The organism is Algoriphagus sp. (assembly GCF_030694375.1).
Lineage (GTDB): Bacteria > Bacteroidota > Bacteroidia > Cytophagales > Cyclobacteriaceae > Algoriphagus.
On the sequence record NZ_JAUXYL010000049.1, the window covers coordinates 222,427 to 249,174 of the forward strand.

Here is a 26,748-nt window from a genome sequence, read left to right on the forward strand (position 1 = left end):
CATGGAGTCATTCTTTTAGAAATGAAGGTGGTGAGTCATTGGAATAGCTATTTTTACAGCTGATTGAATGTCAAAACTCAGGTAATTATAAACCGTAAATCCAAATCATGAACTTCCATTATTTATCCGATTTTTCAGAAATGAGCAGAAAGGGTTTCGAGCTAGTCAAAGATGAAATCGACAAAAAACCTGATTTGCTTTTCTGCGTCGCAAGTGGTGGGTCACCTTCCGGACTTTATTCCGAAATGAAAACTTTTCAAGATCAAAATCCCGATTTCTGTTCTAAACTTAGAGTAGTAAAATTGGACGAATGGGGAGGTTTGGAGGCAGGGTCGACATTTACTTCGGAGCATGATGTGCAGACTAAGTTTATCCAGCCATTGGGGATTTCCAAGGATCGGTATTTGACCTTTGACCCTTTTGCAGCAGATCCTGAGGAAGAATGCAAGCGGATGAAGGGCGAATTATGGCAATCAGAAATTGACATTTGCATCCTTGGAATAGGAGTAAACGGGCATATTGCACTAAATGAACCAGCTGAAATCCTGCAACCCGGTTTTCATGTTGCGAAGTTGGCCGAAAGTACGTTGAATAATGGGATGATTAAATCACTAAAGCAGCAGCCGACTTTTGGGATGACGATGGGGGTGGGGGAGATATTGAGGTCTAAAAAAATTCTGCTTTTTATCTCAGGATCGGGAAAGAAAGCTGCTTTTGAGAAATTGTTGAACGAGGAAGTGAGTACCCAATGTCCGGCATCACTGCTTTGGCTTCATCCGAATGTGGACGTTTTGGTGGACAAGCGTGTGATTTAAAAATTTTGTTGATGGTGTAATTTTTTGCCAGAATAAAAGGCAAATCAATAGACTTGAGCCAATAATGTCAGTCAAAAGCGATCCAAAATCAGTAAGCGTGATGATTTTTCCTTCATTTTGAAAAATTATTTCTTTGAAATTGAACCAGATAAGGGATGGGTTCCAAAAATATTCAAACCATATATTGCATGGAAAGAGCAAATACCTACCTTTGCATCACTTCAAACGAGAAGGACAAAAAACGGAGTGGTAGTTCAGCTGGTTAGAATGCCTGCCTGTCACGCAGGAGGTCGCGGGTTCGAGTCCCGTCCATTCCGCTTATAGCCTCAGAGAAATCTGAGGCTTTTTTGTTTTTGGCAGGTCTTGGTTTTGAGTCCTCCCGATTCTCGGGACAGGCTGTCCATTCCGCTTATAGCCTCAGCGTAATCTGGGGCTTTTTTGTTTTTGGCAGGTCTCGGGTTTGAGTCCTCCCGATTATCGGGACAGGCTGTCCTTTCCGCTTATAGCCTCAGCGTAATCTGGGGCTTTTTTGTTTTTGGCAGGTCTTGGTTTTAAGTCCTCCCGATTCTCGGGACAGGCTGTCCATTCCGCATATAGTCTCAGCGTAATCTGGGGCTTTTTTGTTTTTGGCAGGTCTTGGGTTTGAGTCTTCCCGATTCTCGGGACAGGCTGTCCATTCCGCTTATAGCCTCAGCGTAATCTGGGGCTTTTTTGTTTTTGGCAGGTCTTGGTTTTGAGTCCTCTCGATTCTCGGGACAGGCTGTCCATTGTGCTGATAGCCTCAGAAAAATCTAAGGCTTTTTTGTTTTAGTTTAATGCCGGGGTGGAGTTTTCCGGTTTCAAAGGCGATAAGTCCATTCGATACATTGCTCCGGTTTTGGGATTTTTATGGGTTTTCGAAGTCTTGTTGGAAAATGATCGATAAATTTCTCCCTGACTTTTTAAATTATGTTTTAGTCTCAAATACATTGCGTACCCTCTTATTAATACCAATTTGGCGCTATTTGGAATTGTTTAATACAATTAGTATTCAATTAATTATGTCAAAAAAAGGCGTTTTGATAAGGCTTGAAGAATTAAGGTTCAGGGTCATATTTATATTTTCACTTTCCATTTCCAAGGATCTATTTTATTGACCATTGAGAGATATCCTTATCTTTGCTTCTTCCAAAATTCACCAAAATGGTATTAGAATTCGAGAAACCCATTGCTGATTTAGAGCAAAAACTTCAAGAGATGAAAGACCTCGCAAAAGGTCGGAACATTGATTTAAGCAGCGATATTGAGTCTTTAGAGGAAAAAATTCTTGCTTTGAAAAAAGAGACTTTTGAAAATCTCACCCGCTGGCAACGCGTACAGCTATCCAGGCATGCAGATAGGCCCTACGCCTTGGATTACATCTACGAAATCACGAATGACTTTATCGAGCTTCATGGCGATCGCAGTGTAAAAGATGACAAAGCCATGATTGGCGGTTTAGGAGACATTGACGGACGCACAGTGATGTTTATCGGTCAGCAAAAAGGCCGAAACACCAAACAACGACAAGAACGCAATTTTGGAATGGCAAATCCGGAAGGTTACCGTAAAGCGCTTCGCCTGATGAAAATGGCAGAGAAATTCGGAAAGCCAATCGTCACTTTGATCGATACTCCTGGCGCATTTCCGGGATTGGAAGCCGAAGAAAGAGGTCAGGGCGAAGCCATCGCAAGAAACCTGAAGGAAATGTTTATGCTCAAAGTTCCTGTGATATGTATCATCATCGGTGAAGGTGCTTCAGGTGGCGCTTTGGGTATAGCAATCGGTGATAAAGTTTTTATGTTGGAAAACACTTGGTATTCAGTGATTTCACCTGAATCCTGTTCTTCAATTCTTTGGAGATCATGGGATTACAAGGAACAAGCAGCTGAAGCACTGAAGCTCACAGCAAAAGATATGAAAGGCAATGGTTTGATCGATGACATCATTCCTGAACCACTTGGTGGAGCACATAGAGATATGAAATGGATGGGCAAAACCATTAAAGAGGCAATACTGCATTCTTTGAAAGAGTTGGACAAGCAAAAGCCTGAAAAACGAATTGAAAACCGCATTGACAAGTTTTGTGCAATGGGTGTGGTGGTTGAGTGATGATTAGATGCTTCGCCTACGCTCAGCTCAAGAATTTGAAATCCAGATAGCTATCAGGAGATTGCAGAAACGCAAGAACTTTAAATAAACCAAAAAGCAATCTATCCACCCTGGGAAAGGTTGCTTTTGGCTTTTTAACCCAAAACAAACCCAAATGGAATTATACACTGTCAATACTGGGTTTTTCAAATTGGATGGCGGTGCTATGTTTGGTGTCGTTCCCAAATCGCTTTGGTCTCGCACCAATCCTGCCGACGAGAATAACCTTTGCTCTTGGGCGATGCGAAGTCTGTTGGCCGTTGAAGGAGATCGAATCGTACTGATAGACAATGGTATCGGCGACAAGCAAGATGCAAAATTTTTCTCCCACTATTTCCTTCATGGAGATGACACCTTGAAAGGAAGTCTCCATCAGCTTGGGGTTAATTTTCATCAGATTACCGATAATTTTTTAACACACCTGCACTTTGACCATTGCGGTGGTGGTGTCAGCTATGGTTCACATGGTCAATACGAAATGACTTTTCCAAGGGCGACCTATTGGTCTAATGCGGATCACTGGGAATGGGCCACTGTGCCCAATCCAAGGGAAAAGGCCTCTTTTTTGACAGAAAACATACTTCCGCTACAGGAATTGGGTCAATTGCAGTTTTTGGATCTGGGTCAAAAAAGTCTCTTTCCGGGATTTGACTTCATTACTGTAGATGGGCATACCGACAAGCAGATGCTTCCAAGAATTCAGTACAAAGGCAAAACTGTAGTTTTTGTTGCTGATTTGCTGCCTTCAGTAGGACATATCCCTTTAGCTTATGTCATGGGATATGATACAAGGCCTTTGATTACCATGAGTGAAAAGCAGGTGTTTTTGGAAGAAGCTGCAAAGGAAGGGTACATTTTGTTTTTGGAGCACGATCCCATTAATGAATGCTGTACCGTGAAAATGACGGATCGGGGAGTTCGTTTGGACCAAACTTTCAGACTCGATGAAATCTAAAATCAAAGTTGGTATTGCTTTATCCGGAGGAGGAGTTCGGGGAATCTCGCATTTAGGTGTATTAAGAGCGCTGAATGAAGTCGGTATTGTGCCGGCGAAAATTTCTGGAACCTCCGCAGGAGCTATAGTCGGGGCGATGTATTGTCAAGGTTATCAGCCAGAAGAGATACTCAGGATTATTGTAGAGACGAATTATTTCAAATTTATGCGTCCAGCAATATCCTGGAACGGGATTTTGAAAATGGAAAGTATAGGTTCGCTGTATAAAACCTACCTTCCTCACAATGACTTTGCCCAACTCAAAACTCCACTTGCAGTAGCAGCTACTGATATTCAAAAAGGCAAAGTGGTCTATTTCGATGAGGGAGAATTGATCAAGCCGATCATGGCTTCCAGCAGCATTCCGGGGATGTTTGAACCCATTAAGATTGACAACAAATTTCTTGTCGATGGAGGCGTGCTAAACAACCTCCCGGTTGAGCCATTGGAGGGGATTTGTGATTATGTCATCGGAGTCAACTGCAATCATCTTCCAGAAGAAAGCAATATCAGTAACATGAAAAAATTGATCGAACGTGCGGTGATCATGTCTATGAATTATAATGTTTACAGCCGCAAAGCAAAGTGTGATTTCTTTATAGAAGCACCGGGACTTGGTAAATATGGAGTTTTTGACATCAAAAAAGCTCCCGAACTCTTCCAGGCGGGATACGACCAAACCATGCGGGTGATTCAAGAAAACCCGGGTTTATTAGAATTGGCAAATTCCAGCGCTAAACAGTTATCGGTATGATGAAGGCAATTTCCAGATTCGTTTTTTGGATTTCAGGTTGGTCGTTGAATGATCAATGGCCTGATGGACTGAAAAAGGCGGTTTTAATCGCTATTCCACATACGTCCAATTGGGATATTCTCTATGCACGTGCCGCTTTTTTTCTGATGGATATTCCTGTCCGCTTCACTATAAAAAAAGAAGTGATGGTTGGTCCTTTAGGATGGTTGTTGCGAGGCTTGGGAGCTATTGCCATTGATAGAAAACGAGTACCGGGTGGTAGGCAACAAACCTATACAGAGGCGATGGTTAACATGCTGAATGCTCGTGATGAACTGGTGGTGATGGTGACTCCTGAAGGAACTCGGAGTGCTGTAAAAAAATGGAAATCAGGTTTTTATCACATCGCACTTGGAGCAAATGTTCCAATTGTTGTGGGGTATTTGGATTACAAAAAGAAGGAAGCCGGGATAGGTCCCTGTATTTACCCTACCGGCGATATGGATGGCCAAATTGAAGAATTAAAGGCATTTGGTCGAACCGTCACAGGAAGGCATCCGGAGAAAGGGATTATTTGATTTTTGCTTTACATATTACATGAAGAGGGCTGGATTGATGAAGGGTAATTCATCAATCCAGCCCTCGGTTTTTCATTTATTTTGAACCCGAAATAATAATCACATCATTGCACAAAATGTCTTTTACCTGAATCCAAGCTTTTTTCTGACTCGGTTTAAAAGCTCAAAAGCGACTGTTTTTGCTTTTTCTTCACCTGCCGAGAGTCTTTTTTCGATTTCAGCGGGATTGTTCATAAAGAAATTAAAAGTCTCTCGCTCTTTAGCATACTTACTTAGGATCAATTCCATAAATTCCTTTTTGGCATGACCATATCCATAATTACCGCCCAGATAATTGGCCCGCATCTGTTCTGTCTGACCCTTGTCGGCCAAAAGACTGTAGAGCTTGAATACATTGCATGTATCCGGATCTTTGGGTTCTTCGAGTGGTGTACTGTCAGTGACGATGCTGTTAACATTTTTCTTCAATTCCTTTTCGAGTAGGAAAATGTCGATGTAATTATTATAAGACTTACTCATTTTTTGACCGTCAGTTCCCGGAATTATCATCACCTCTTCACTGATTCGAGCCTCAGGGATTACCAGAATTTCTTCCTCCATGATCCGGTTGAAAGTGGTTGCGATGTCCCGAGTCATTTCCAGGTGTTGTAGCTGATCCTTTCCCACCGGAACCAGATTAGCGGAATAGAGCAAAATATCGGAAGCCATCAATACCGGATAGGTGAAAAGGCCGGCATTTACATCGGCAAGCCGTGACGCTTTATCCTTGAAGCTATGTGCATTGGCAAGCATGGGATATGGCGCAAAGCAGTTGAGATACCAGGTGAGTTCAGTTACTTCCGGAATATGAGATTGGCGATAAAAAGTCGTTTTTTCTATATCTAATCCAAAAGCCAACCAAGCAGCAGCCACCGCCATAGTGTTTTGTTTACGCAGGTTTCCGTCTTTGCTGGAAGTAAGTGAGTGAAAGTCTGCAATAAAAATGAAGGCTTCTTCCTTATTTTGATTGATCAATTCGATTGCAGGAACTATTGCTCCTAAAATGTTGCCCAAATGTGGGCGTCCGGAGCTTTGAATGCCAGTAAGAACTCTTGCCATTTGCTTTATTTTGGCGCAAATTAAGCAAATTGAGCTATAATTGAGGCGAAATTATGCGTTAATTGCAGGTATGATCCGCTTTGCTACAGCCCCATTAATTATTCTGGTTTTGTTTTTTTTCCCGATTTGGTCTTTTGCTCAGTCCACTGGTGGGCCCAAGTTGATTTGGAAAGTTAATCGACTTGACCTCGGTACTATTTTAGAGGAACAAGGGCTCCAAAAAGGCATTTTTGAATTTTCGAATACGCAGGATTCACTTTTTTACATCACCGATGTCTGGTCCGAATGTGGATGCACCACAGTAGAATACACCCTGGATTCTCTGGAATTGGGGGAATCCGGAAAGTTAATTATCTCCTTCGATCCAACTTCTGCGGCGGGTTTTTTTTCAAAATTGATCGTAGTAAAAGGGAATCTAAGCGGCGTTCAGGATTCTCTTTATCTGGAAGGGATTTCAGTTCCTTATCCAAGTGATATCAAAAGGGCTTACCCAGTGGTACAAGGTGACCTGGGTTTTCGATTGAAAAAGGTCAATATGGGTGATGTATTTGATAACGAGCCAAAAATAAAATACGTCGAGTTTTTCAACATGGGAGATCAATTGCTTGATAAGGGGGCATTTCGATCCCAAACACCTCCCCATATCCAAATCTCACAAGTGCAACAATTTGTGAGACCCCAGGAAAGAGGATTACTGATGATTCGCTATGATGGGAAAATCCGTAATGATCTGGGGTACTTTGAAGATCAAGTTCCGGTCAGTTGGGAGAATATTCCTGGTTCAGAGGTTAAATTAGACCTCATTGCCGATTTATTTGAATATTTCCCACCTATCCAAAAGAGCAATCTGAATGATGTCCCCCAACTTTTCATCGGACAGAAAGAAATCGATCTAAGAGAAATCAGCTCAAAAACCTTGGCCAGAAGGTCTGTGACCTTTACGAATAAGGGGCGTCAAACGCTTGAAATCAGGAAAATTGAGGGGAATTGTGAATGTTTGAAGATAGAAGTGCCAAAATCCAGTCTAGCCCCTGGTGAAAGCATGGAATTGTCTTTGACGCTAGATCCGATAGGGAGAAAAGGGATTGACCAACGAAATATTTATATTTTTTCAAACGACCCTTTAAATCCCGTTCAATTGATCGTTATGAAGAGTAGGATTGAGTAATTTTTCAAGGAATTATTCATTTAAATTTATATCTATTGATAAAGGTGAATTTTTTTGAACAATTTTATAATAAACCATTTTAATTGGGCAAGATGAAAAGGCTGATTTTCTTAATTTTCTTGGTAATAAGTGTTTATAATGAATCTTTATGTGGGAAAAAGTACTCATCTCCCACAGGTTCTCAAACTAATAAAGGAGTTACCCAAGTTGACTCTTGGAGTCTGGATTTCGCATTAAGTGGTTCTGCACCTCTTTTTGCCGGTGATACTTTAGTAATGCTTGATGGGATTTATGAAGGAAATTTCACCAGTAATCTGACTGGATCTCCTGGAAAACCGATTGTAATACTTGCCCTGAATCAGGGAAAAGCAATTATTGATGTGGGAAAAAAAAGAACTACCGGATCAGGAATTACAATTAACGGGTCATATACTTGGTTTGTAGGAATTCATTTGACTTCCTCATCCCTAATCAGAAAATCAGACGCTTCAAATGGTTTTCCCGCAATTCCTTACGAATCAGGAATTAGTGTTTTTGGTGACAATAATAAAATCATAAATTGTTGGATTTATGATGTGGTTGGAGGTGGGTTGGAGCTTTGGCGATCCGGGCTGAATCTTGAAGTTTACGGTTGTGTGATTTTTAACAATGGATCCCAAGATGTTAGCAGAGGCACGGGGCATGGAATGTATATCCAACATGACCAAACTGATCAACCGAAAATAATTGAAAACAATTTTATCTTCCAGAATGCCTCACAGGGAATTAATATCTTCACAACAAATCCTGCCAATAAAGGTGTTATAGTAAAGCGGAATGTGTCTTTCAATACAGGAGTAATTGCAACATTTGATCCATTTTTATTCCGGCCCCCGCACAACCTAACTATTGGGTCTCAGAACAATATTAGTTCTGACATGGAAGTTAGATCTAACCTGTTTTATTCGGATTTGCAGGGAGGAAGGCTTGCTACAAATGATGTCAGTAATGTGACATTGGGTAGAAACTATTCTCCAAATCAGGACATTTCATTTGATGACAACATAGTATTCGGGGGGCGAAATCAGGTAGAATTTCAGCCTTTGGATGGCTTAAGTTTTCAAAGAAATAAGCTTTTAAACGTCCATGGAAGTTTTTTTGCTTTTCTAGGTAATTCCTCCTCATTCCCAAATTCCATTTGGGATTCAAATGTTTATAGCAATATTGCCAATACGGACAAGCCATTCCAAGGCTTGAATTTCTCACAATGGCAGAGCGATTTTTTTCCTTTTGACAACACAAGTAGCTATTCCATCTATCCTACTAAAACTCGGGAAGTTTTAATCACACAGAACAAGTATAACCCTTTCCAATTTCATATAAGTATTTTGAGTTTTACTGGTTCGGAACTGATCGAACTAGACTTCTCCGATTTCTCGGAATTCAAGGATGTTGCTTATGAAATCAGCGATTTTCAAAACCCTTTTGATCCGAGTCAGAAAGTTTCAAGTACTTTTGATGGGGCCTCTATTAGATTTCCTATGAACTGGACAAAGTCACTTCAGCCAAAGGGAAATATGCCATTTCAAGCAGTACATACAGATTTGAGTTTTGGTACTTTTTTACTTGTTTTTGAAAGAGGAGAGGATGTGCCGGTTGTATTTCCTGGGGTGAAAGATTCAGTTGCACTCTATCTAAATGAAGAGGGAAAGGCATTCCTTACTTCAAATGATTTTTTGGTTAATCCACCTTCAGAGCCTTTTACATTTGTTTCCTCCGGTGGATTTGAGTTTTCATGTTCCAATATTGGAACTACTCTGATTAGCATTACATCGAAAAATACCAGAACAGGAGAGGAGCAAATTGATCAAACGCTGGTTTGGGTGTTTGATACAATTCCTCCCTATTTTGATGCTGCTAACGCGACGTTTTTGTTTGACCCTGTAGTTGGGAAAGTGTCATTTTCGATTGCTGATTTTGATGTAATCGATTTTAAAGATAATTGCGCAAAAAATTGGAATATCATGCAAAGTAGATTTGAAGTGACTTGTGCTGATATTTATGAGAATCTAGAGATGCCAGTATGGGAATTTCCTGTGGATTTAATTTCAACAGATCCATCTGGAAACTCATTTTCACGGAGAGTTAAGGTGATTATAGGTAATGTAATCGAATCCCAAAAGGTGTCTATTACTTCGCTGGATCCATTAATTGATGATGGAACTTCGATTCTAAGGCTTGGGAATGAGTTGGAATACCAAGTCTTGGAATGGACTAAAAATGGAGTCGTTATTTCAGGACAGAATGAAAAAGAAATTTCTATAAGCAGTTCGGGAAGATATCAGGCTAAACTGCTTTTGTCTACGGGTTGCATGGTAGAATCCAGCCTAATTATCTATGAGGACCCCAATTTGCCTTCTGGCTATCGAGACGATGTCACACTGATTTTGGATGGATCCGGTAAATCAACTTTAACTCTGAAAGATGTATTTGGAGTGACTGAGGGAATTGCGAATGAAGTGATTTTTGGTCAAACAGAGTTTAACTGTAGCGACCTTGGAACAAAAAAAGTAAAAATCACGCTCAAGTATCAATCATCTCCGTTAAACCTTAGTCAAAATTATAGTGAAGAGTTTTGGATCAATGTGATTGTTAAAGATACAACTGCTCCTGTTTTTGAGGAAATGTATACCCCAGTTAATTTCAATTTTGATTTGTCTGTTGGTGAATTGATTTTAGATCCAAAAAATTTTTTCAAAACTTTACCTCAAGATAACTGTGGATCGGATTTTATAAAAATTCAACTTAGTCAATCCAAAATTACCTGTGCAGATGTCGATTCTGAAAAAATTAGTTATCCTGTGACCTTTCAGATTTCAGTTTCGGATGCTTCGGGTAATTCAAGGGCATTTCCGGCGACTGCTAATCTAAACATAGTGGAGTCTGTGAAAGTATCCCTAACCAAAAAGGGAGTTTTTAATGTAGGAGGTACCGTTGAGTTGACACTCGGAAATGAACTGGATTACACTGTATTGGAATGGAGGAAAAATTCAAACTTAATCCTTGAACAGGTTGGTAAATCTCTTATTGTTTCTGAACCCGGTATATATTCAGCTTGGTTAAAGTTGGCTAATGGTTGTCCAGTTTCCTCAGTAACTATTGAGGTTACTGAATCAGATACTTCATATCCGCTAATTAAGGAATCTATCGAACTAATTCTTGATGAATCAGGAAAAGCAGATCTAACACCCGAAAATGTTTTCGTAAACTGGCCCCTCTCAGATCCAAACCTTGAAATCACACTGGATCCCAAGAGTTTCACCTGCGATAACATCGGGGAAAAAACAGTAAAAATTCTCATAAAAAGTCAGTCTGGACAAACTTGGGAAAAAATCATCAAGGTCCTTGTAAAAGACCAAAGTCCACCAGTATTGGTGCCGAAGAACATAAACTTGGAACTGGATGTGACAAAAGGAGTAGTGGAAATAAGCCCTGAAATGCTTTTAGCCGAGTTTGGTGATAATTGCAGCATCAAGTCCCTGACGATTAACAAAAACCGATTTACCTGTGAAGATCTTGGGAAGGAATTTTCAGTAGCTATTCGTGCTGAAGATAAATCCAAGAATGTAACGGAGGCCGTGGCAAAAGTCTCAATAGTCAGGAAGGAAGCTGAAAAGGTGGTTATTTCAGGGCCAACTTCTTTCTGCAAAGGGGAAAAAGGAGTTTTGGAACTCAGTTCTTCTCTTCCCTTCGAAGTTGTTCGATGGAGAAGAAACGGAGCTGAAATTCAGGGACAAACCGGAAAAAAACTGGAAGTTTCTGAGTCCGGGATCTATCATGCGGTGATCCGGTATCCGGGTGGATGCTTATCCGAATCCAAAGATTTTGAGGTAAAAGTTAATCCGCTTCCGGAAGGTGAAATCAAAGTGGATGGAAATATTCTCCGAGCGCCTGAAGGTAATTTTACTTATCAGTGGTATAGAAATGGAGAGAAACTGGAAGGAAAAACCACCCGAACTTACACAGCGGAATTGATGGGGGAATATGCAGTGGAATTGACTTCATCGGCGGCTTGTAAGGCCCTCTTGAAATCCGTGACCTTGACTATCTCGGGAATCTTTGGAACACTTGTAAATCAAGCCTTGAATTTGAAAATTTATCCTAACCCAGCCTCTTCAAGGGTACTAATTGAGTTTCCGGACGGCGTTTTAGCAGCCAAGCCGTCAATTTCAGTTTATTCCTCTGAGGGAAAAAATGTCACCGAAATGGTTCAGATCATTGTGCTCAATGATACGGATGCAGAGATCCGTTTGAACCGAATAACAAAAGGCACGTACCTGATATGGGCCATTGGCACAGATCAGAAAACCTATTTTGGAAAATTAATAGTTTTATAAATTAATCCTATACAATGAAGAACCTTTCTTTTTCGATTATCCTATGTTTTACTTTTCTCTATGCTTCACATGCACAAACCATCCCTTTTTCGAAAGGAAGGATTGCAATCAGTTCTGATGGAAATGAACATGATGAGGACGATTGGGCGGCAACTCCGATGAGTCTTGCCTTACTTGCCGCAAGAGGTCTTCAGGATCAGTTGGTGGTCTATACCTTCAGTGACCATACCTGGGGATCCAATAAAGAGAAACCCGGTGCCGATGCACAAATGCGGGAAAGTGCCTTCATCGGGGGCCGTAAATTTGGATTCAAAAAAACCAAGTTTATCGAAGCAGTGGCTGCCCCTAATTTCGCAGTCATAGAACTGACCAAGCAGATCAATAAAAGTTCGGTCAAAGATCCATTGACAATACTAGCTGCTGGCCCCATGAATATTATCGGTGATGCGCTCAATGAGGCAGACTCTGTCAAACTGAAGCATGTGCGCTTGATTTCGCATTCTACCTGGAACGACGAACATGCAGATAATCCCTACGAGTGGGAAACCCATAAAGGATGGACCTGGGCCAAAATCGAGGAGTCATTTGCGAAAAAAGGACTTCAGTTGGACCACATCACCGATCAGAATGGGGGATCAGATTACGAAGGATTAAAGACAAGTTTAAGTAAGTATGATTGGCTGAAAAACTCTTCCAAAAAAGACGATAAGCCTTTTCAGAAAGGCTCATGGGACTGGTTATACTCCAGGTTGGAAGCCGCGCAAAAAGGAGAGGAGTTTGATCCTTCTGATGCAGGGATGGTTATTTATCTCTTGACCGGAAAGCAAAAAACCAGTCCCGAAGATTTGAGAGAGATTCTTGAGAATCCGGGGAAGATGAAGTAGAGTTGGGAGACGGAAGACCGGAGACGGGAGATTGAAAACGTTATTGGCAAAGTGAGTGTCACCACTCACTTTTAATTTAAAATCGAAGACACTCATCGGGTCGAACTCTTCAACCAAACTCACGCTGACCCAAATCTTCCAATTTTCCAATTTTAAAATCTTCCAATCCTATCACTTAAACGCCTGCAATCCCGTAATCTCCTGTCCAAGAATCAGTAAGTGAATATCGTGAGTGCCTTCGTAAGTCACCACAGATTCCAAGTTCATCATGTGTCGCATGATCGGATATTCTCCGGTGATTCCCATTCCACCATGGATCTGACGGGCTTCCCGCGCGATGTTCAATGCCATTTCCACATTGTTCCGTTTCGCCATGGAAATGTGGACAGTTTTGGCTTTGCCTTCATTCATCATCTTGCCAACTTTCCAAGCCAAAAGTTGGGCTTTGGTAATCTCAGTAAGCATTTCGGCGAGTTTCTTTTGAGTCAGTTGGAAGCCTCCGATCGGTTTACCAAACTGAATTCGCTCTGCCGCATATCTTCTTGCTGATTCGTAGCAGTCCATAGCAGCACCGATGGCACCCCAAGCGATTCCGAATCTGGCAGAGTCCAAGCACATCATCGGCGCGCCTAGTCCTGACTTGCCGGGAAGTAGATTTTCCTTTGGCACTTTCACATTGTCAAAAACAAGCTCGCCGGTGCAGGAAGCTCGAAGAGACCATTTGCCGTGAGTTTCAGGAGTGGTAAAGCCTTCCATTCCCCGCTCGACGATCAAACCGTGAATTCGTCCTTCTTCATTTTTGGCCCAAACAACTGCTACATCAGCCTTTGGAGAATTGGATATCCACATTTTAGCTCCATTGAGCAAGTAGTGATCACCCATATCCTTGAAGTTGGTGACCATGCCGCTTGGATTTGAACCGTGGTCAGGCTCCGTCAAGCCGAAGCAACCCAAAAATTCGCCTGAAGCTAGTTTTGGCAAAAATCTTCTTCGCTGTTCCTCAGAACCAAACTTATATATCGGATACATCACGAGCGATCCCTGAACTGATGCAGTGGATCGCATGCCGGAATCTCCACGCTCGATCTCCTGCATAATCAATCCGTAGGAAATATAATCCAAACCTCCGCCTCCATATTCCTCCGGAAGTTGCGGGCCGAAAGCACCTACGTCACCGAATTTTTTTACAATTTCATAGGGGAAATGATTTTTTTGCGCCCAGTCTTCGATATAAGGAGAGATTTCTTTTTTGACAAAATCCCGAATAGATGAACGTATCAGTTTCTGCTCTTCCGTGAGCAAATCGTCAAGGTCTAGAAAATCAACCCCCTCAAAAAGGTCTTGTTTAAGTGATTTCTGGATTTCAACAGCCTCCATAATATATTTTGTTTATTTTTGGGAATCAGTCATTTTTGCCGCAAAGGAAAGTAGCAGCTGCCCCGAAATTAAGGAGAAAGCTGCTGAATTAACTACCTTTTTGACTAAAAAATCCACATGCACGAAGCTCAGTTCGATCCGAAGATTTTAGATAAAATACATCAACTCCAGGAAAAGTTTAAAGCCTCCGGTCAGGATATGCTTTCCTATCTTGAAGGTCTGCTCTATGCCGATTACCTGACCTATTGGGAATACATCAATTTGGATGTTTTGCTATCATTGCAGCAGCCCAAAACCAGTTTTAAAGACGAGAAGATTTTTATCATCTACCATCAGATTACTGAATTATACTTTAAGCTGATCATCTCTGAAATGGAGCAGATCGCAGACCAAAACCCAATTTCGGAGGGTTTTTTCAAAGCTAGGCTGGAACGAATCCTGATGTATTTGGATCATTTGATCAGTTCCTTTGCCATGATGTGGAAAGGAATGGAGCGAGAGCAATTTCTCAAATTCCGAATGTCACTTTTGCCATCTTCGGGTTTTCAGAGTGCCCAATATCGCGAAATCGAATTGATGTCGACAGATGCGTTTCATCTGATCGTGTTGGGAAAAAGATCCGAATATGATTACCACACTCCTGCTGATGATTTATTTGAAAATCTATATTGGCAGCAGGGAGCAATCGAATTAGCGACGGGGCAGAAAACTTTAACCCTGAAGAATTTTGAACAGAAATATGGGAAAAAGCTGATTGAGCTGATCGAATCCTATCGGCGGAAAAATCTCTGGCAGAAATACATGGAACTGGATAAACCATCTGAATCCATGACTGAATTGATGAAGCAGTTTGACCTGAAAGCCAATGTGTTCTGGCCCTTGGCTCATTACAAATCTGCTGTTCGATACCTACAGCGTGACCCTGTGGATATTGCCGCTACCGGGGGTACCAACTGGCAGAAATACCTGCCTCCGCGATTTCAGAAAGTGATCTTCTTCCCGGAACTCTGGACAGAACAGGAAATGGAAGAATGGGGTAAAGGCTGGGTAGTGAAGGAGATTTTCGGAGATGAAATTCAGAAGAGTTAAAACTGCTTCAAATAGCTCACTTTGGCGATACCGGATTGATTTTGAATCGGAGTATTCTGAAAATTGCTTTCATTATAAACCAAGTACAAGAAACTGAGCGGAGCAAACTCCCAACTTCCCCGTAAGTTGATTCTTGCCTGCTTATCAAAGGTATTGTATTGGTAAAATCCCGAGAGCTGAATCCTTGGATTTGCAGCAAGTCGGATTCCTGCGGTGAATAAATCAGTGGTAAAATCTGTCAGTTCCGCCCCAAAACCGGTGAAAGAATTATGTTCATACCCAAGCTCTGCGGCAATATGCGGAATCGGTGCAATCCGACTGCTGAGTGAGAGGGTATTCAACTTCCCATTGAAATAGCCACCAAATGTAAATCGTGCGTCCAAACTGACTTTTTTGGATTGGTCCAGGCGATACCTAAGGGCATGTCTGGTAAAATCATACCTACCTGGAATAATCTTTTGACCAAGAATCGGGAAAGCAAAATCATAATTTTGGATGGTTGGGGAGACTGTATAGGTGATCAAGCCATTTGACCGGGTGATAATGTAGATCGGAAAAATGTCCACACTGAGTTCCTGAGTCTGCAAGGTAGTAGTGGTCTGATACCAGTTTACAAATAATCCCGGATCCCAGCGTCTGATGTGCTTGGAGAGCCATCCTTTTTCTGGCCTCCAGATGTAATATCCTCCAGGATTGGAATACATAGTATTGTTGGCAAAGACAAAACCCATCCCCGGTAAATACTTTTCATCCACCAATCGGGTGACCCATCCTGCGTACCAGTTGTTTGGAAACCATCCCGCATAAAAAGACCCTGCAAAACCGATACTGTCATTGGAGTTTTGACGGGAGGCACTGGCCAAATAGGTTATCGTCCAAGTGTCGTTTGGCCGGATCAGTCCATCGAGCGTCAGCGTTGTATTAGACTGGCTTGTAAAACCCTTTTCCGGCTGGTTTTCATCATTCCGTTGGGTGAGCATGACCCCGATGTTGTTCTGCTTTCCGTAGTTTTTCAGATAGCGGAGAAGGGAGAAACTGACCGGAGCCTGGAAATCCGTACCCTGCTGATGTACATAGAGTCCAGCCAGGGTTCTTTTTTGATTTCGGTCCGTGAATCTCGCTCCCGCATCAATCGGGATTGGATCTGAATTAAATTGGGAATTTGCCAGTCCGATGGTTCTGCTGAAAAACGGCTTCAGTCCCGGGCTGTCAGCCCCGGAGTAGATTCCGCTGTTTTCGAGAAAAAATTGCCTTCGCTCAGGGAAAAACACATTGAAGCGCGTGAGATTATTTACAGCTCGATCCACATCCGCCTGTGCAAAGTCTGTATTGAAAGTAAGATCCAAAACAGAACTTGGAGTAATTGCCCATTTGATTTCACCACCGGCCTTCCATTCAGTAGTACTTGTCGTTTCTCCAGCTGAATTGATGGATTGGCTGGTTTGCGCCAAGCCATAAGGCTGAACCCTGAAATTCACCGAAGGGGGAGGGAGGTCCAATCCTTTCAATTGGGCAGCATAGGTCATTCTGTATGGAGAAAATGCCTGTGGAATCGCAGGAAAAACGGTTTGCTCGTAGTCCCGTCTTGCCAATCTTGCGAGGGTAATTCCCCAAGATATTGAATCAGCTTCATTTTCGGGTTTGCTGTATCGGATGGACTTAAATGGAATAGCCATTTCCACGATATAGCCCGAATCCAGGATGGTGGTCCGGACTTTCCACAGGGCATCCCAATCATTATCACGAAAAGAGTCGTCAAAGACCTGAAGATCCCGCTGATTTCCATAGGGTGTTGCCTGAAAGCTGACATTGAAGCGTCTTAGGTTTTGCGGATCTAACTGGAGGTAAAAGACGTCATTTTCTCCATAGATAAAATCCCTGCGAAGATCCTGAACTCGTACACCCTTTTTTCCCAAACTATCTGCACAAAATGCACCGATGTAAAGATTTTGGTCATCGAATAGAATTCTTACCGAGGTAGGGTGTTTCACAGGAGCTGCTTGCCTCGGTTCCATAGCAAAGAAATCTTCGATTGGAATCGCCTGCTGCCAATCTGGTTCATCAAGTCTTCCATCAATGGTGATTTTTGAGTTGGTTTTGGTGGCAAAAATCTCCGGAGAATTGGCCGGCGGAGGAAAATTTTCGACTGTTTGTGATATGGATTCTAGTGAAAATCCTAGATAGAACGCAAAACAAATGAAACGTTTCATTTCTTGAGTAATGCCTCGTATTTTTGAAAGCGTTCCACATCGATTTTTTCCTCATTCCATTCCTCCAATATCAGCGATTTACAGAGTTTAAGATTGCTGTGTTGTATTTCCTTTCTGTAGTTTTGATAGGAAACATAGTCCGTTTCAGCCAGTTTAAATAAATAGTTTTGAACTCCAAGGATAGGGTTAAACCAATAAGATTTTTTGATAAATGCATTCTTCTCATCAAATCCCTTTTCAACTTTTTCACTTACCTCAGCCATGTGAAATGACATTTCAGTTCGATAAAGTCCACCTTTTACCATCGGGTTGAGTAAGCTATCGGGCTGGTTTCCAAGTTTGGAGGATTTTAATTCTGGTATTTTTTGAGCGACTAGTGACCAGATTTCACCAAATTCTTTGGCATATATTACTTCAGGCTCTTCCCGCTTTGCGTCCAGAAAATCAACCATCAAATTGTTCGGATACTTGATACTTGCGGCCTGATGCACCGCGCCAGGGATCGCCAAAGCAAAAATCACCCAAACCATCGTCAGTGCCATCGCTTGGGAAGTTTGACCCAATTGCAGATGAATGATTCCAATGATCAGGAACAGCCAAAACCAGAGATAAGCCAAGACTACTCCGATGAAAAGAAAGAGCGATGAACCTGATTGATTCAATATTCCAGTTGCAAGTGCAGCAGAAAGAATCACTACAATAAGGAGCAGTGAGATGAAAATCCCAATGGATACGATTCTTCCAAAAATCCATGGGCTTTGCGTTCCAAGTTGAATTCGGATCAATTTGAAGACTAGCTTATCTTGCTCATATCCGCCTACTGTAAAGCAAAGGACGATCAGCAAAAGTGGAAGTAGAAAGAGAATTACAAAAGTGAAATCTAGTGCGCCAAGTGCAATTCGCTCCGGGTTACTGATTTCAGCTGCCAGATCACTATCATAGGCAGTAGACCACACATTGACGCGCTTGTAGAAGCCAAACTGCTCAGCTTGTCCAATAGTGTAGACCATCAGGGGTGATGGAGTTTTATTGACGTGGTGATTGGCATACCACATCGCATAGAATGGAGTTTGGACATTGACCCAAGCCCGATCTTCAGGGCCTTTTTGATCATTTTTGATCCATTCCAATGCTGATTCTCGCATTACTTTCGCTTCAGTTTCTACCTTTTGAAGCGTTGCAAGCTGTTTTTCCCGAAGGGCATAGCCATTTCGGATTGCAAAGCCAGCAGCAATAAGAAATAAGAAAACGGCAATAATTTTATGGGTTGATCGGGTAAAACTGATCCATTCCCACTTCAAATAATTTGAAAAGCTCATAGATGAAATTTGCTAGAATTGATCAATAAAAAACCTCCGATAACCCAGCCGAAGAGGATAAGCATATCAGACCAAAGCGATTTGAAAAGCTGATTCATGGGAATCGATTGATAACTGAAATCTGCCAGTGATTGATAAAACTCCTGATCTGCTTTCCATTCCCAGTCTCCGGTTTTACTTCCTCCGTAGGCTTGTTTGTCATTTAGTTCTTTGATAAAGCTTCTGCGATAGCTTTCAGCTTTCAGCATAAAATCCACGTGGTGGAAATAGTCAGTTCCACTGAGTCCCATGCTGAGACTTTGCAAGCTTTGAAGGGGATTGGGGATCGCACTGACTTGTGTGACCGTTTTTTGCTTTCGCAGTACAGCATAGAGATCACCGAAGTGCTTGTCCCAGACGACATTTCCGATTTCTTCATCAGCTTGCATCATCACTCCATCGAAGTTGATTGGTAATTCCTCGACGGAGGCCACTTGATACTGACGCAGTACCGAATCTTTCAGGAAGGCAAGTTTTTCCTCCTCCGGATTGTGCCCATCCAGCCCAGATGCCCGGTCAGCTTTCATGCCTGCGGAAAACTCCTGCCGAGTTGGCAGCTTGTAGAGTTGCTCGGCAAGTGTGCCTGAGATTTTTGGTAAAAAGACTCCCCACACGATCCAGCAAGCCAGCATCACGCTGAGTGCTGTGCCTGCTTGCCTCATGTTGGCACTTAGAAAAGCCGTGAAACTGCAGATAATCCAGTAAAAAGCAGCATAGCTCAAACCGATAAAAATTGTTCTCAAAATGATCTCCTGCGTGAGGAAATTGGATTGTAAGACTAATTGCAACCCTAAGGTGAAAATCAAAAAGACGATACTCAATAGCCAATAAGCGATGATTTTTCCAAAAAGGATACTTCTGAAATCTCCTCCCTGTACCAGTAGAATTCGGATTCTATCTGATTCTCGCTCTGACCTAATCGAAGAGAATGCCATGAAAATCAACAACAAAGGAATAATCAGCTGAAGCAAAAGTGAAGGACGTAACTTGCCAAATCGTGAGGCCATCAAGGATTGGGAAGCTTCACTGAATTGAACTTCATTTTGACGGTGTCCTTCGAGGTAAAGGGTTTTGCCCACTACGCCATTTACTCCTTCGTCAAATCCGGTCAAGGCACTTGTTGGCTTGAATAAGTAAGTGCCGTAATGTGCGGCATTGTGTGGATTTCCAGCTTCTTGGTTGTCCCATTGGGCTCTGATATGAGCGGAGGCAGAAAGCTCCAGTTCGTTCAGTTTTTTAGTTTCAGCAGTGCCGAGATAGGACGTTAAACCTAAGATTAATAGCAATACCAGCACAAGCCCAACAAACCATGGGTTTCTATTGAGTAACACCCATTCATTAAGTAGTAGTGTTTTCATCTTGTAATTAGTTAATCGGCAATTGGATTATTAGGAACGATGAAAGAAAGAGAGGAAGGATGGGGCCATTTTCTAGCCCAAATGATTTTGGGTTTAAACGATAGTTCCTAAGTAAATTTCCTCCAAATCATTAGCTGTCACAGTGCTGGCTTGTAGCGTTTTCAGCAATTGGCCTTGATAGATTATGCCGATCCGATCTGCGGTCTCTTTTACCCGAAACAAGTCATGAGAAGCCATCAAAATGGTAGTACCTATCTTGGATAGTTTGTGGATCAGGTCAGAGAGTTCTTTGCTTGCTGATGGATCCAGGCCACTTGATGGTTCATCCATTAAAAGTATTTTCGCCTTTTTGGCGTAAGCAATGGCAATTCCTACTTTTTGTCTCATGCCCTTTGAATAGCCCTCCAAGGAACGGGTCATTGCATTTTCCTGTAATCCGCAAATAGCTAAAAACTCCTTAAGCTCTTGGTCTGAATAGGAGGTACCAGCCAATTGCGTGAAATACTTCAGATTTTCTAAGCCAGTTAGCTGGGGATATAGATTGACATTTTCCGGGATGTATCCGATGATTTTTCGGGCTTCAGCACTTTCTTTAAATGGGTCCAAACCTGCAACTGTGAGCTTTCCTTCCTCGGGTTGGAGAAAACCAAGTAGAAGATTTATTGTGGTAGTTTTTCCTGCCCCGTTCGGACCGAGTAAGGCAAATATTTCTCCCTCAGGGATTTCCAGAGAAAAATCATTTAAAGCCAAATGGTCTTTAAATCGCTTGCTGACGTGTTGGATTGAGATCATATAAATGCAATTATGTTGCATAAATATAAATGCAATATTATTGCTAAAGCAAAAAAGAAATAAAAAAATCCCGGTGTTTGAGAAAAAAAGCTGTCTGTTAGACAGATGCAAGGATTTAGCTACGGGCGTGTGGGAGAAGACGTAAGGTTTAAATCCTACGTCTTCAGGGGTAAATTCTATTCTATTAAATTTGCCAAAAATCCAGCCTTTAAGACTGCCTTTTTGATATCCTCTGCTTGCAGATTTTCGGTTTTTACAGTAAGCGTGCGCTCAGGGTCCTGAAGATCAACATCCCAAGATTGGATGTCGCTTTGCTCATCGAGCTTTGGAGTTACTTTTGCGAGGCAGTTAGTGCACTGGATGTTGGTTTTGAATTTTAAAGTTTTCATTTTTTTGGATTTTAGATAAAAGATTTTAGACACAAGATGTTAAATGCAAGACAAGACTTTGCTAGATTTTAACTCAATTTGGTTTTCAGGTCGGAGTACTTTTTTAGTTCGTAAATCGATTTTTTAAAGATTTCTTGATTTCAATCTCAAACTATTCAACACCACCGAAACCGAACTAAACGCCATCGCCGCACCGGCGATCATCGGATCGAGCAGGAATCCGTTGATAGGATAAAGTACTCCGGCCGCAATCGGAATTCCGATCAGGTTGTAGATAAAAGCCCAAAAGAGGTTTTGTTTGATTCCATTGACTGTCAAATGCGACAATCGGAAGGCTTGCGGAATTTTCTCCAAATCGGAAGTAATCAAAGTGATTTTGGCAACGTCCATGGCTATATCCGAGCCGTGGCCCATAGCAATGCTCACGTCCGCCTGTGCCAAAGCCTCTGAGTCGTTGATTCCGTCACCAACCATGGCCACGATCTTTCCTTTTTCCTGCAGATTTTTTACAAACTGGGATTTGTCGGATGGCATCACCTCTGCCCGAAAGTCGCGAATTCCAACTTCATGAGCCACGGCAGTTGCAGTTTGGCGATTGTCGCCGGTAAGCATAAAAACTTCAATACCCGAGTTCTGGAGCTTTAGAATGGCAGATTTTGAACTCGCCTTGATCTGATCCCGGATTCCCAAAATTGCCAAAGCTTGGGTTTCATCGGCAAACCAAATCACGGTTTGAGCTTCCTTACTCCATTCTTTCGCTCTTGACTCCAGTTCAGGAGTAATTGCTATCCGGTTTTCTTTCAACAGATTCTCATTGCCTACGAAATAGGATTTTCCTTCAAAATTACCTTTGACGCCCCTTCCAGTGACACTCTGAAAATCCTCAATATTCACTCCTTCGATTTCTTTTTCTTTGAGGTATTTGACCACCGCTTCGGCAAGGGGATGTTCGGATTTGGATTCCAATGAGTGAAGGATTTGTAAATAGTAAGTGGTGAGAGGTAAGTGGTGGTCTACGATACTACTTACTACTAACTGTTTACCACTTACATCCTGACCATTACCAACTATAAACTGGGATTGTTCACTGCTCACTGAGTCTGTCCACTGCATACTGACCACTGCCGGTTTTCCTTCAGTAATCGTTCCTGTTTTATCCAAAATCAGGGCATTTACCCGATGTCCAAGCTCAAGACTTTCTGCATCGCGAATCAGTATTTGGTTTTCGGCTCCTTTGCCTACACCCACCATGATGGCAGTTGGCGTGGCCAATCCCAAGGCACAGGGACAGGCGATGACTAAGACAGAAACTGAAGCGAGAAGCGCATGAGAAAAGGCATTTTCACCACCTACAACCATCCAAACTCCAAATGTCAACAGGGCAATCAGGATCACTATCGGAACAAAGATGCCGGCAATTTTATCTACCAACTTTTGGACGGGTGCTTTACTGCCTTGAGCTTCCTGCACCCTTTTGATGATCTGAGAGAGCAGGGTAGAGGCCCCCACTTTTACTGCCTCGATCTGCAAGCTTCCTTTTTGGTTGATTGTTCCGGCAAAGACTTCGGCACTGACTGATTTTTCAACCGGCACAGGTTCACCGCTAATCATGCTTTCGTCGATGAATGAACTTCCTTCAAGGACCTTACCGTCAACAGGTATTTTTTCTCCCGGCTTGATCAGGATTCGATCACCTAAAGCCACCTCTTCGATCTTGATTTCCTGTGGCTTTCCTTCACGGATTAGTGTGAGTGTTTTAGACTGAAGTCCCATTAGTTTCCTCAGCGCGGTTCCGGTACTGGATTTGGCTCGCTCCTCCAATACCTTTCCGAAGGAAATGAAGACAATAATCACTGTCGCAGCTTCATAATATACATGCGGATGAATGCCCCGAATGTGCCAAAACTCAGGGAAAATCGTGTTGAATGCGGAGAAAATAAAGGCGATTCCCGTACTCAAGGCTACGAGTGTGTCCATGTTAGCTTTGCGATGCTTAGCTTGCTTCCAAGCATTCGTGTAGAAGTGGCTTCCAAAATAAAAGAGAACAGGAATCGAAAGCACCAAACTGATCCATCTGCCGGGTTCCCAATCCATGAAGAACATCCCCAAAATAAAGACAGGAAAGGCCAAAAGTGCCGCGCCAATGGTTTGCTTTTTTACGGCTTCATATTTCTTTTCCTGCTCCTCCTTTACTGATTCACTTACTTCCTTGTCACTGATGATCAATCCATAGCCGATATCTTCTAATGCCTTATTCAGTGCATCGGGATTGGTCGAGTCGTCAAATTCAACTTGTACCGTGTTGGTAGCGAAGTTGACTGAGGCGGATTTTACGCCATCGGTATGTTGCAGGATGGTCTCGACGCTGGAGGCGCAAGCCGCGCAGGTCATGCCCGTGACGGGGAAGGTTTGCTTTTGAATTTGTGCTTCTGAGATTTCCATGCTACAAAGTACGGCAGGATAAGCAGCAAGACTATTACAAAGTTTTGTAGGAGATTTATAAAATTTTGATGGATGCGAAGGTAAAAAGGTAGGGAAGCCGCGAAGCAGGGAAGTTTGGAATCCGGGTTTGAGATTATACCTGATCCAGGCTGGTTCTTTTGCCTGAATGGTTACGCTTGAATTCGGAAGGGGTCATTCCCGTTTCTTTTTTGAATTGGGCGGAGAGGTAGGCCACGCTACTGTAGCCCAACTTGAAAGCGATTTCGCTGAGATTGAGTTGATCGTAAAAAAGTAACTCTTTTACCCGTTCGATTTTCTGTCGGGTGATATACCGCTCAATGGTGATTCCCTCCACTTGGGAAAAAAGTCTACTTAAGGAAGTGTATTCATGATCCAGCTTTTCTGCAAGAAATGTGGAGAAATTCTCGCCCAAGTTTTGATCTGCATGATGGATTTGTTCGATAAGCAGTGATTTGATTTGAGAGATCAAAGCGGAGTTTTTTGACTCCAGAATTTCAAATCCTTTAGCATCAAGTGAGGCGGAAAGACGTGTTTTTTTATCAATGGAAAGTGGGGACCTCAGTTGAACTTTGCCGAGGACAATGGATTCATAGGGAATATCCAACAGGTCAAGGGACTGCTTCACCGCTTCAATACAGCGCGGACAAACCATATTTTTAATCAAAATTTCCATAACATGTCTTTTTTTTAAAAATACCGAGTATTACTTTTTTCCGAAAAGCTTGGAAACTGTTGTTTTAAAGTTGGCATAATGCTCAGCGGGAGTTTGAAAAGGTGTGAAAATAGCCTCTGCATGGGAGGGAATCTCCTGATCAAAACCCGCCTGCATGGGATAGATCAGGATGTAATTATTTGTTTGATAGTATTTATTAAGGTATTTGGGAATCTTCTTCATGATTGGGTCATAAGAAAGCCCATTTTTCCTGCTTAAAACCACAATTAAAGCATCGTTGGTTTTCAAATCCCTTGAGATAATCAGGAAATCTTCCCAATCTTCAAATGGAACGTAGTCCACAGGAAGATCCTGTCTCTTCTGAACTTGCTTGATGTAACCAATAGTTTCTCCGGTAGCATAAAAAACAAGTTTGGCACCTGTATTCGATCCGATGTTCCAAATTCTCAGAAGCCAGAAAACAAACCCCATTTCCTTTTCAGCATTGGGAGGAAGCACAACCAGGTATTTGTTGACGGTATTGAGTGGTTGGAAATTTTTATAAATGAATGTAGTGATGTTACAGTTTTTGAGTATTCCTTCTGTAAGTTGACCCAGAAATGATCCCGATAAGTCCCGTTGATTGTGAAGTCCCAGAATCATATCCGTTGCTTTGTTTTCTTTGACTACGCTGGTGATCCCGTTGATGATATCGGAATCGTAGCGGATCAGTTCGGTGAGAATATTATCTGTACCGGCTGCAATTACAGAGGCTTTTTCCAGCAATTTTTTCGCTGCTTTTTCTTTGGATTCATCCTTGGCATTAGAGGGGACAATGTTCAGGGCAAGCAGGGAATTTTTTGATTTTTTTTGTTTGATAGTGATTCCTAAGTTGATCAACTCCTCCATATTCTCAGGATAATTGATCGGAATGAGGATCTTTTCCTGGCGGGCTTCGGTATCCTCTTCTTCATTATTCGCCTCCTCTTCAATTGCCAAAGCGATAGCACCTTTTTGGGCAACAAACGAAGCCATAGTGCAGGTTACCAAAATCATGAGGATGGTTCCGTTTAAGACACTTTCACCCAATAATCTGATGGGTTGGCCATCCGGGCTTTCACCAAGAATGATATTGTAGCCTACCAAAACAGCCGCTAGGGTGGCAGCCGCTTGGGCATTGCTCAATCCGAATATCACATTGCGTTGGGCAACCGAAAAATTAAAAGCTTTTTGAGTCAAAAAGGCGGCTAAGAATTTTGCCAAAGTAGCGACAACAGTCATGATCAATGCCACTGTGATGGTTTCCCATCCAATGAAAAAGACTCTAAAGTCAATCAACATGCCTACACCGATCAGGAAAAATGGAATGAACAGTGCATTTCCTACAAATTCGATCCGGTTCATCAGTGCGGAAGTATGAGGAATCAGGCGATTGAGTGCAAGTCCCGCGAGGAAGGCTCCGATGATGGCTTCAATTCCCGCTGCCTCGGCAAGGAAGGCAGCTAAAAAGACCATTCCCAAGACAAAGATATATTGGGAAATGTTGTCGGAATTTTTGGTGAAAAACCATCTTCCCAAAATGGGAAAAACAAACCAGACCACTGAAGCGAAAATGCTAAACGATACAATCAGGCGAATCCAAAATTCTGAGTTGATTTCGCCTTTAGTCATGCCAACAATCACGGCCAATACCAAAAGGGCCAGGGTATCAGTGATCATCGTTCCTCCCACAGTAATATTTACTGCTTTGTTTTTGGTAACTCCCAACTTACTGATAATCGGGTAGGCAATCAATGTGTGCGAGGCAAACATACTGGCGAGGAGAACCGAAGTATTCAAAGGGAAATTCAAAACATAAAGACCTGTCAATGTTCCCAAAGTCATGGGTATCAAAAATGTCAGCATCCCGAAAATCAAACTCTTTTTGCTGTTTTTTTTGAAATCGGCCAAATCGATTTCAAGACCTGCCAAGAACATGATATACAGCAAGCCTACAGTTCCAAACAACACCACACTGCTGTCTCTTTCCAAGAGATTTATTCCGTTGGGTCCAATGACCGCTCCGGCAATGATCAATCCGATGAGTTGAGGGATTTTAAATTTATTAAGGATAATCGGGGCAAAAAGGATGATAAAAAGAATGGAAGAAAAAATCAGCACCGGATTCCCCCAGGGTAATGAAAAGTTCAAATCAGCTAGGAGTACAAAAGAATAGGTCATGGTCAATGTTTTTCCAGATACTAAG

The 26,748-nt window shown here is 42.2% G+C and carries 19 protein-coding genes and 1 tRNA gene; 10 read left to right on the top strand and 10 right to left on the bottom strand.

The genetic code is table 11. The features are described from left to right. The first annotated feature begins 107 nt into the window (after positions 1-107). From Q8M62_RS21135 to Q8M62_RS21160, 6 genes are all read left to right on the top strand, one after another. On the top strand, positions 108-815 hold the full coding sequence (locus tag Q8M62_RS21135) for a 6-phosphogluconolactonase (RefSeq protein WP_304900208.1): 708 nt from the start codon (positions 108-110) through the stop codon (positions 813-815). A gap of 243 nt (positions 816-1,058) precedes the next feature. After that, a tRNA-Asp gene (locus Q8M62_RS21140) sits at positions 1,059-1,132 on the top strand. An 865-nt stretch (positions 1,133-1,997) separates the two neighbouring features. Beyond that, the gene (locus Q8M62_RS21145) at positions 1,998-2,945 is read left to right on the top strand and encodes an acetyl-CoA carboxylase carboxyltransferase subunit alpha (protein WP_304900209.1); all 948 of its coding nucleotides are present in this window, start codon (positions 1,998-2,000) and stop codon (positions 2,943-2,945) included. Positions 2,946-3,099: 154 nt separating this feature from the next. Then, positions 3,100-3,939, top strand: a complete 840-nt coding sequence (locus Q8M62_RS21150) for an MBL fold metallo-hydrolase (RefSeq protein WP_304900210.1) — start codon at positions 3,100-3,102, stop codon at positions 3,937-3,939. Further along, a complete protein-coding gene (locus tag Q8M62_RS21155) occupies positions 3,929-4,732 on the top strand; it encodes a patatin-like phospholipase family protein (protein WP_304900211.1) in 804 nt (267 codons plus the stop codon). The genes Q8M62_RS21150 and Q8M62_RS21155 overlap by 11 nt, the downstream gene beginning before the upstream one ends. Continuing rightward, the gene (locus tag Q8M62_RS21160; RefSeq protein ID WP_304900212.1) at positions 4,729-5,289 is read left to right on the top strand and encodes a 1-acyl-sn-glycerol-3-phosphate acyltransferase; all 561 of its coding nucleotides are present in this window, start codon (positions 4,729-4,731) and stop codon (positions 5,287-5,289) included. The genes Q8M62_RS21155 and Q8M62_RS21160 overlap by 4 nt, the downstream gene beginning before the upstream one ends. A gap of 123 nt (positions 5,290-5,412) precedes the next feature. Here the strand turns inward: Q8M62_RS21160 and trpS are convergent, their stop codons facing one another. Next, entirely contained in the window at positions 5,413-6,387 is a 975-nt protein-coding gene (trpS, locus tag Q8M62_RS21165; protein WP_304900213.1) for a tryptophan--tRNA ligase, read from the bottom strand. A gap of 40 nt (positions 6,388-6,427) precedes the next feature. Here trpS and Q8M62_RS21170 point away from each other — a divergent pair, with 40 nt between their 5' ends. The 3 genes from Q8M62_RS21170 to Q8M62_RS21180 all read left to right on the top strand — a co-directional run bounded on the left by Q8M62_RS21170 (position 6,428) and on the right by Q8M62_RS21180 (position 12,815). Continuing rightward, the gene (locus Q8M62_RS21170) at positions 6,428-7,555 is read left to right on the top strand and encodes a DUF1573 domain-containing protein (protein WP_304900214.1); all 1,128 of its coding nucleotides are present in this window, start codon (positions 6,428-6,430) and stop codon (positions 7,553-7,555) included. 92 nt (positions 7,556-7,647) lie between these two features. Next, positions 7,648-11,931 (top strand): T9SS type A sorting domain-containing protein, encoded by a 4,284-nt coding sequence (locus Q8M62_RS21175; RefSeq protein ID WP_304900215.1) that lies wholly within the window; start codon positions 7,648-7,650, stop codon positions 11,929-11,931. Positions 11,932-11,945: 14 nt separating this feature from the next. After that, a complete protein-coding gene (locus Q8M62_RS21180; RefSeq protein WP_304900216.1) occupies positions 11,946-12,815 on the top strand; it encodes a hypothetical protein in 870 nt (289 codons plus the stop codon). 171 nt (positions 12,816-12,986) lie between these two features. On the opposite strand, the gene Q8M62_RS21185 is transcribed toward Q8M62_RS21180, so the two are convergent. Continuing rightward, complete coding sequence (locus Q8M62_RS21185) at positions 12,987-14,192, bottom strand: acyl-CoA dehydrogenase family protein (RefSeq protein WP_304900217.1); 1,206 nt, start codon at positions 14,190-14,192, stop codon at positions 12,987-12,989. Positions 14,193-14,309: 117 nt separating this feature from the next. Between Q8M62_RS21185 and Q8M62_RS21190 the strand changes: the two genes are divergently transcribed. Continuing rightward, complete coding sequence (locus Q8M62_RS21190; protein WP_304900218.1) at positions 14,310-15,281, top strand: tryptophan 2,3-dioxygenase family protein; 972 nt, start codon at positions 14,310-14,312, stop codon at positions 15,279-15,281. Here the strand turns inward: Q8M62_RS21190 and Q8M62_RS21195 are convergent. The 8 genes from Q8M62_RS21195 to Q8M62_RS21230 form a co-directional block, all read right to left on the bottom strand. Then, positions 15,278-17,491, bottom strand: a complete 2,214-nt coding sequence (locus Q8M62_RS21195) for a carbohydrate binding family 9 domain-containing protein (RefSeq protein WP_304900219.1) — start codon at positions 17,489-17,491, stop codon at positions 15,278-15,280. The genes Q8M62_RS21190 and Q8M62_RS21195 overlap by 4 nt on opposite strands. Then, positions 17,488-18,810, bottom strand: a complete 1,323-nt coding sequence (locus Q8M62_RS21200; RefSeq protein ID WP_304900220.1) for a DUF3526 domain-containing protein — start codon at positions 18,808-18,810, stop codon at positions 17,488-17,490. Before Q8M62_RS21200 ends, Q8M62_RS21195 begins: the two co-directional genes overlap by 4 nt. After that, positions 18,807-20,207, bottom strand: coding sequence for a DUF3526 domain-containing protein (locus Q8M62_RS21205; protein ID WP_304900221.1), 1,401 nt, complete (start codon positions 20,205-20,207; stop codon positions 18,807-18,809). Before Q8M62_RS21205 ends, Q8M62_RS21200 begins: the two co-directional genes overlap by 4 nt. A gap of 93 nt (positions 20,208-20,300) precedes the next feature. Then, positions 20,301-20,999: an ABC transporter ATP-binding protein gene (locus Q8M62_RS21210; RefSeq protein WP_304900222.1), complete on the bottom strand. Its 699-nt coding sequence runs from the start codon at positions 20,997-20,999 to the stop codon at positions 20,301-20,303. 176 nt (positions 21,000-21,175) lie between these two features. Further along, entirely contained in the window at positions 21,176-21,388 is a 213-nt protein-coding gene (locus Q8M62_RS21215; RefSeq protein WP_304900223.1) for a heavy-metal-associated domain-containing protein, read from the bottom strand. A gap of 123 nt (positions 21,389-21,511) precedes the next feature. Beyond that, the gene (locus Q8M62_RS21220) at positions 21,512-23,830 is read right to left on the bottom strand and encodes a cation-translocating P-type ATPase (RefSeq protein WP_304900224.1); all 2,319 of its coding nucleotides are present in this window, start codon (positions 23,828-23,830) and stop codon (positions 21,512-21,514) included. Between the two features lie 133 nt (positions 23,831-23,963). Then, positions 23,964-24,524 carry an AraC family transcriptional regulator gene (locus Q8M62_RS21225; RefSeq protein ID WP_304900225.1) on the bottom strand — a complete coding sequence of 187 codons (561 nt, stop codon included), beginning with the start codon at positions 24,522-24,524 and terminating at the stop codon, positions 23,964-23,966. Positions 24,525-24,554: 30 nt separating this feature from the next. Beyond that, positions 24,555-26,723 (bottom strand): cation:proton antiporter, encoded by a 2,169-nt coding sequence (locus Q8M62_RS21230; RefSeq protein ID WP_304900226.1) that lies wholly within the window; start codon positions 26,721-26,723, stop codon positions 24,555-24,557. Positions 26,724-26,748 lie beyond the last annotated feature (25 nt).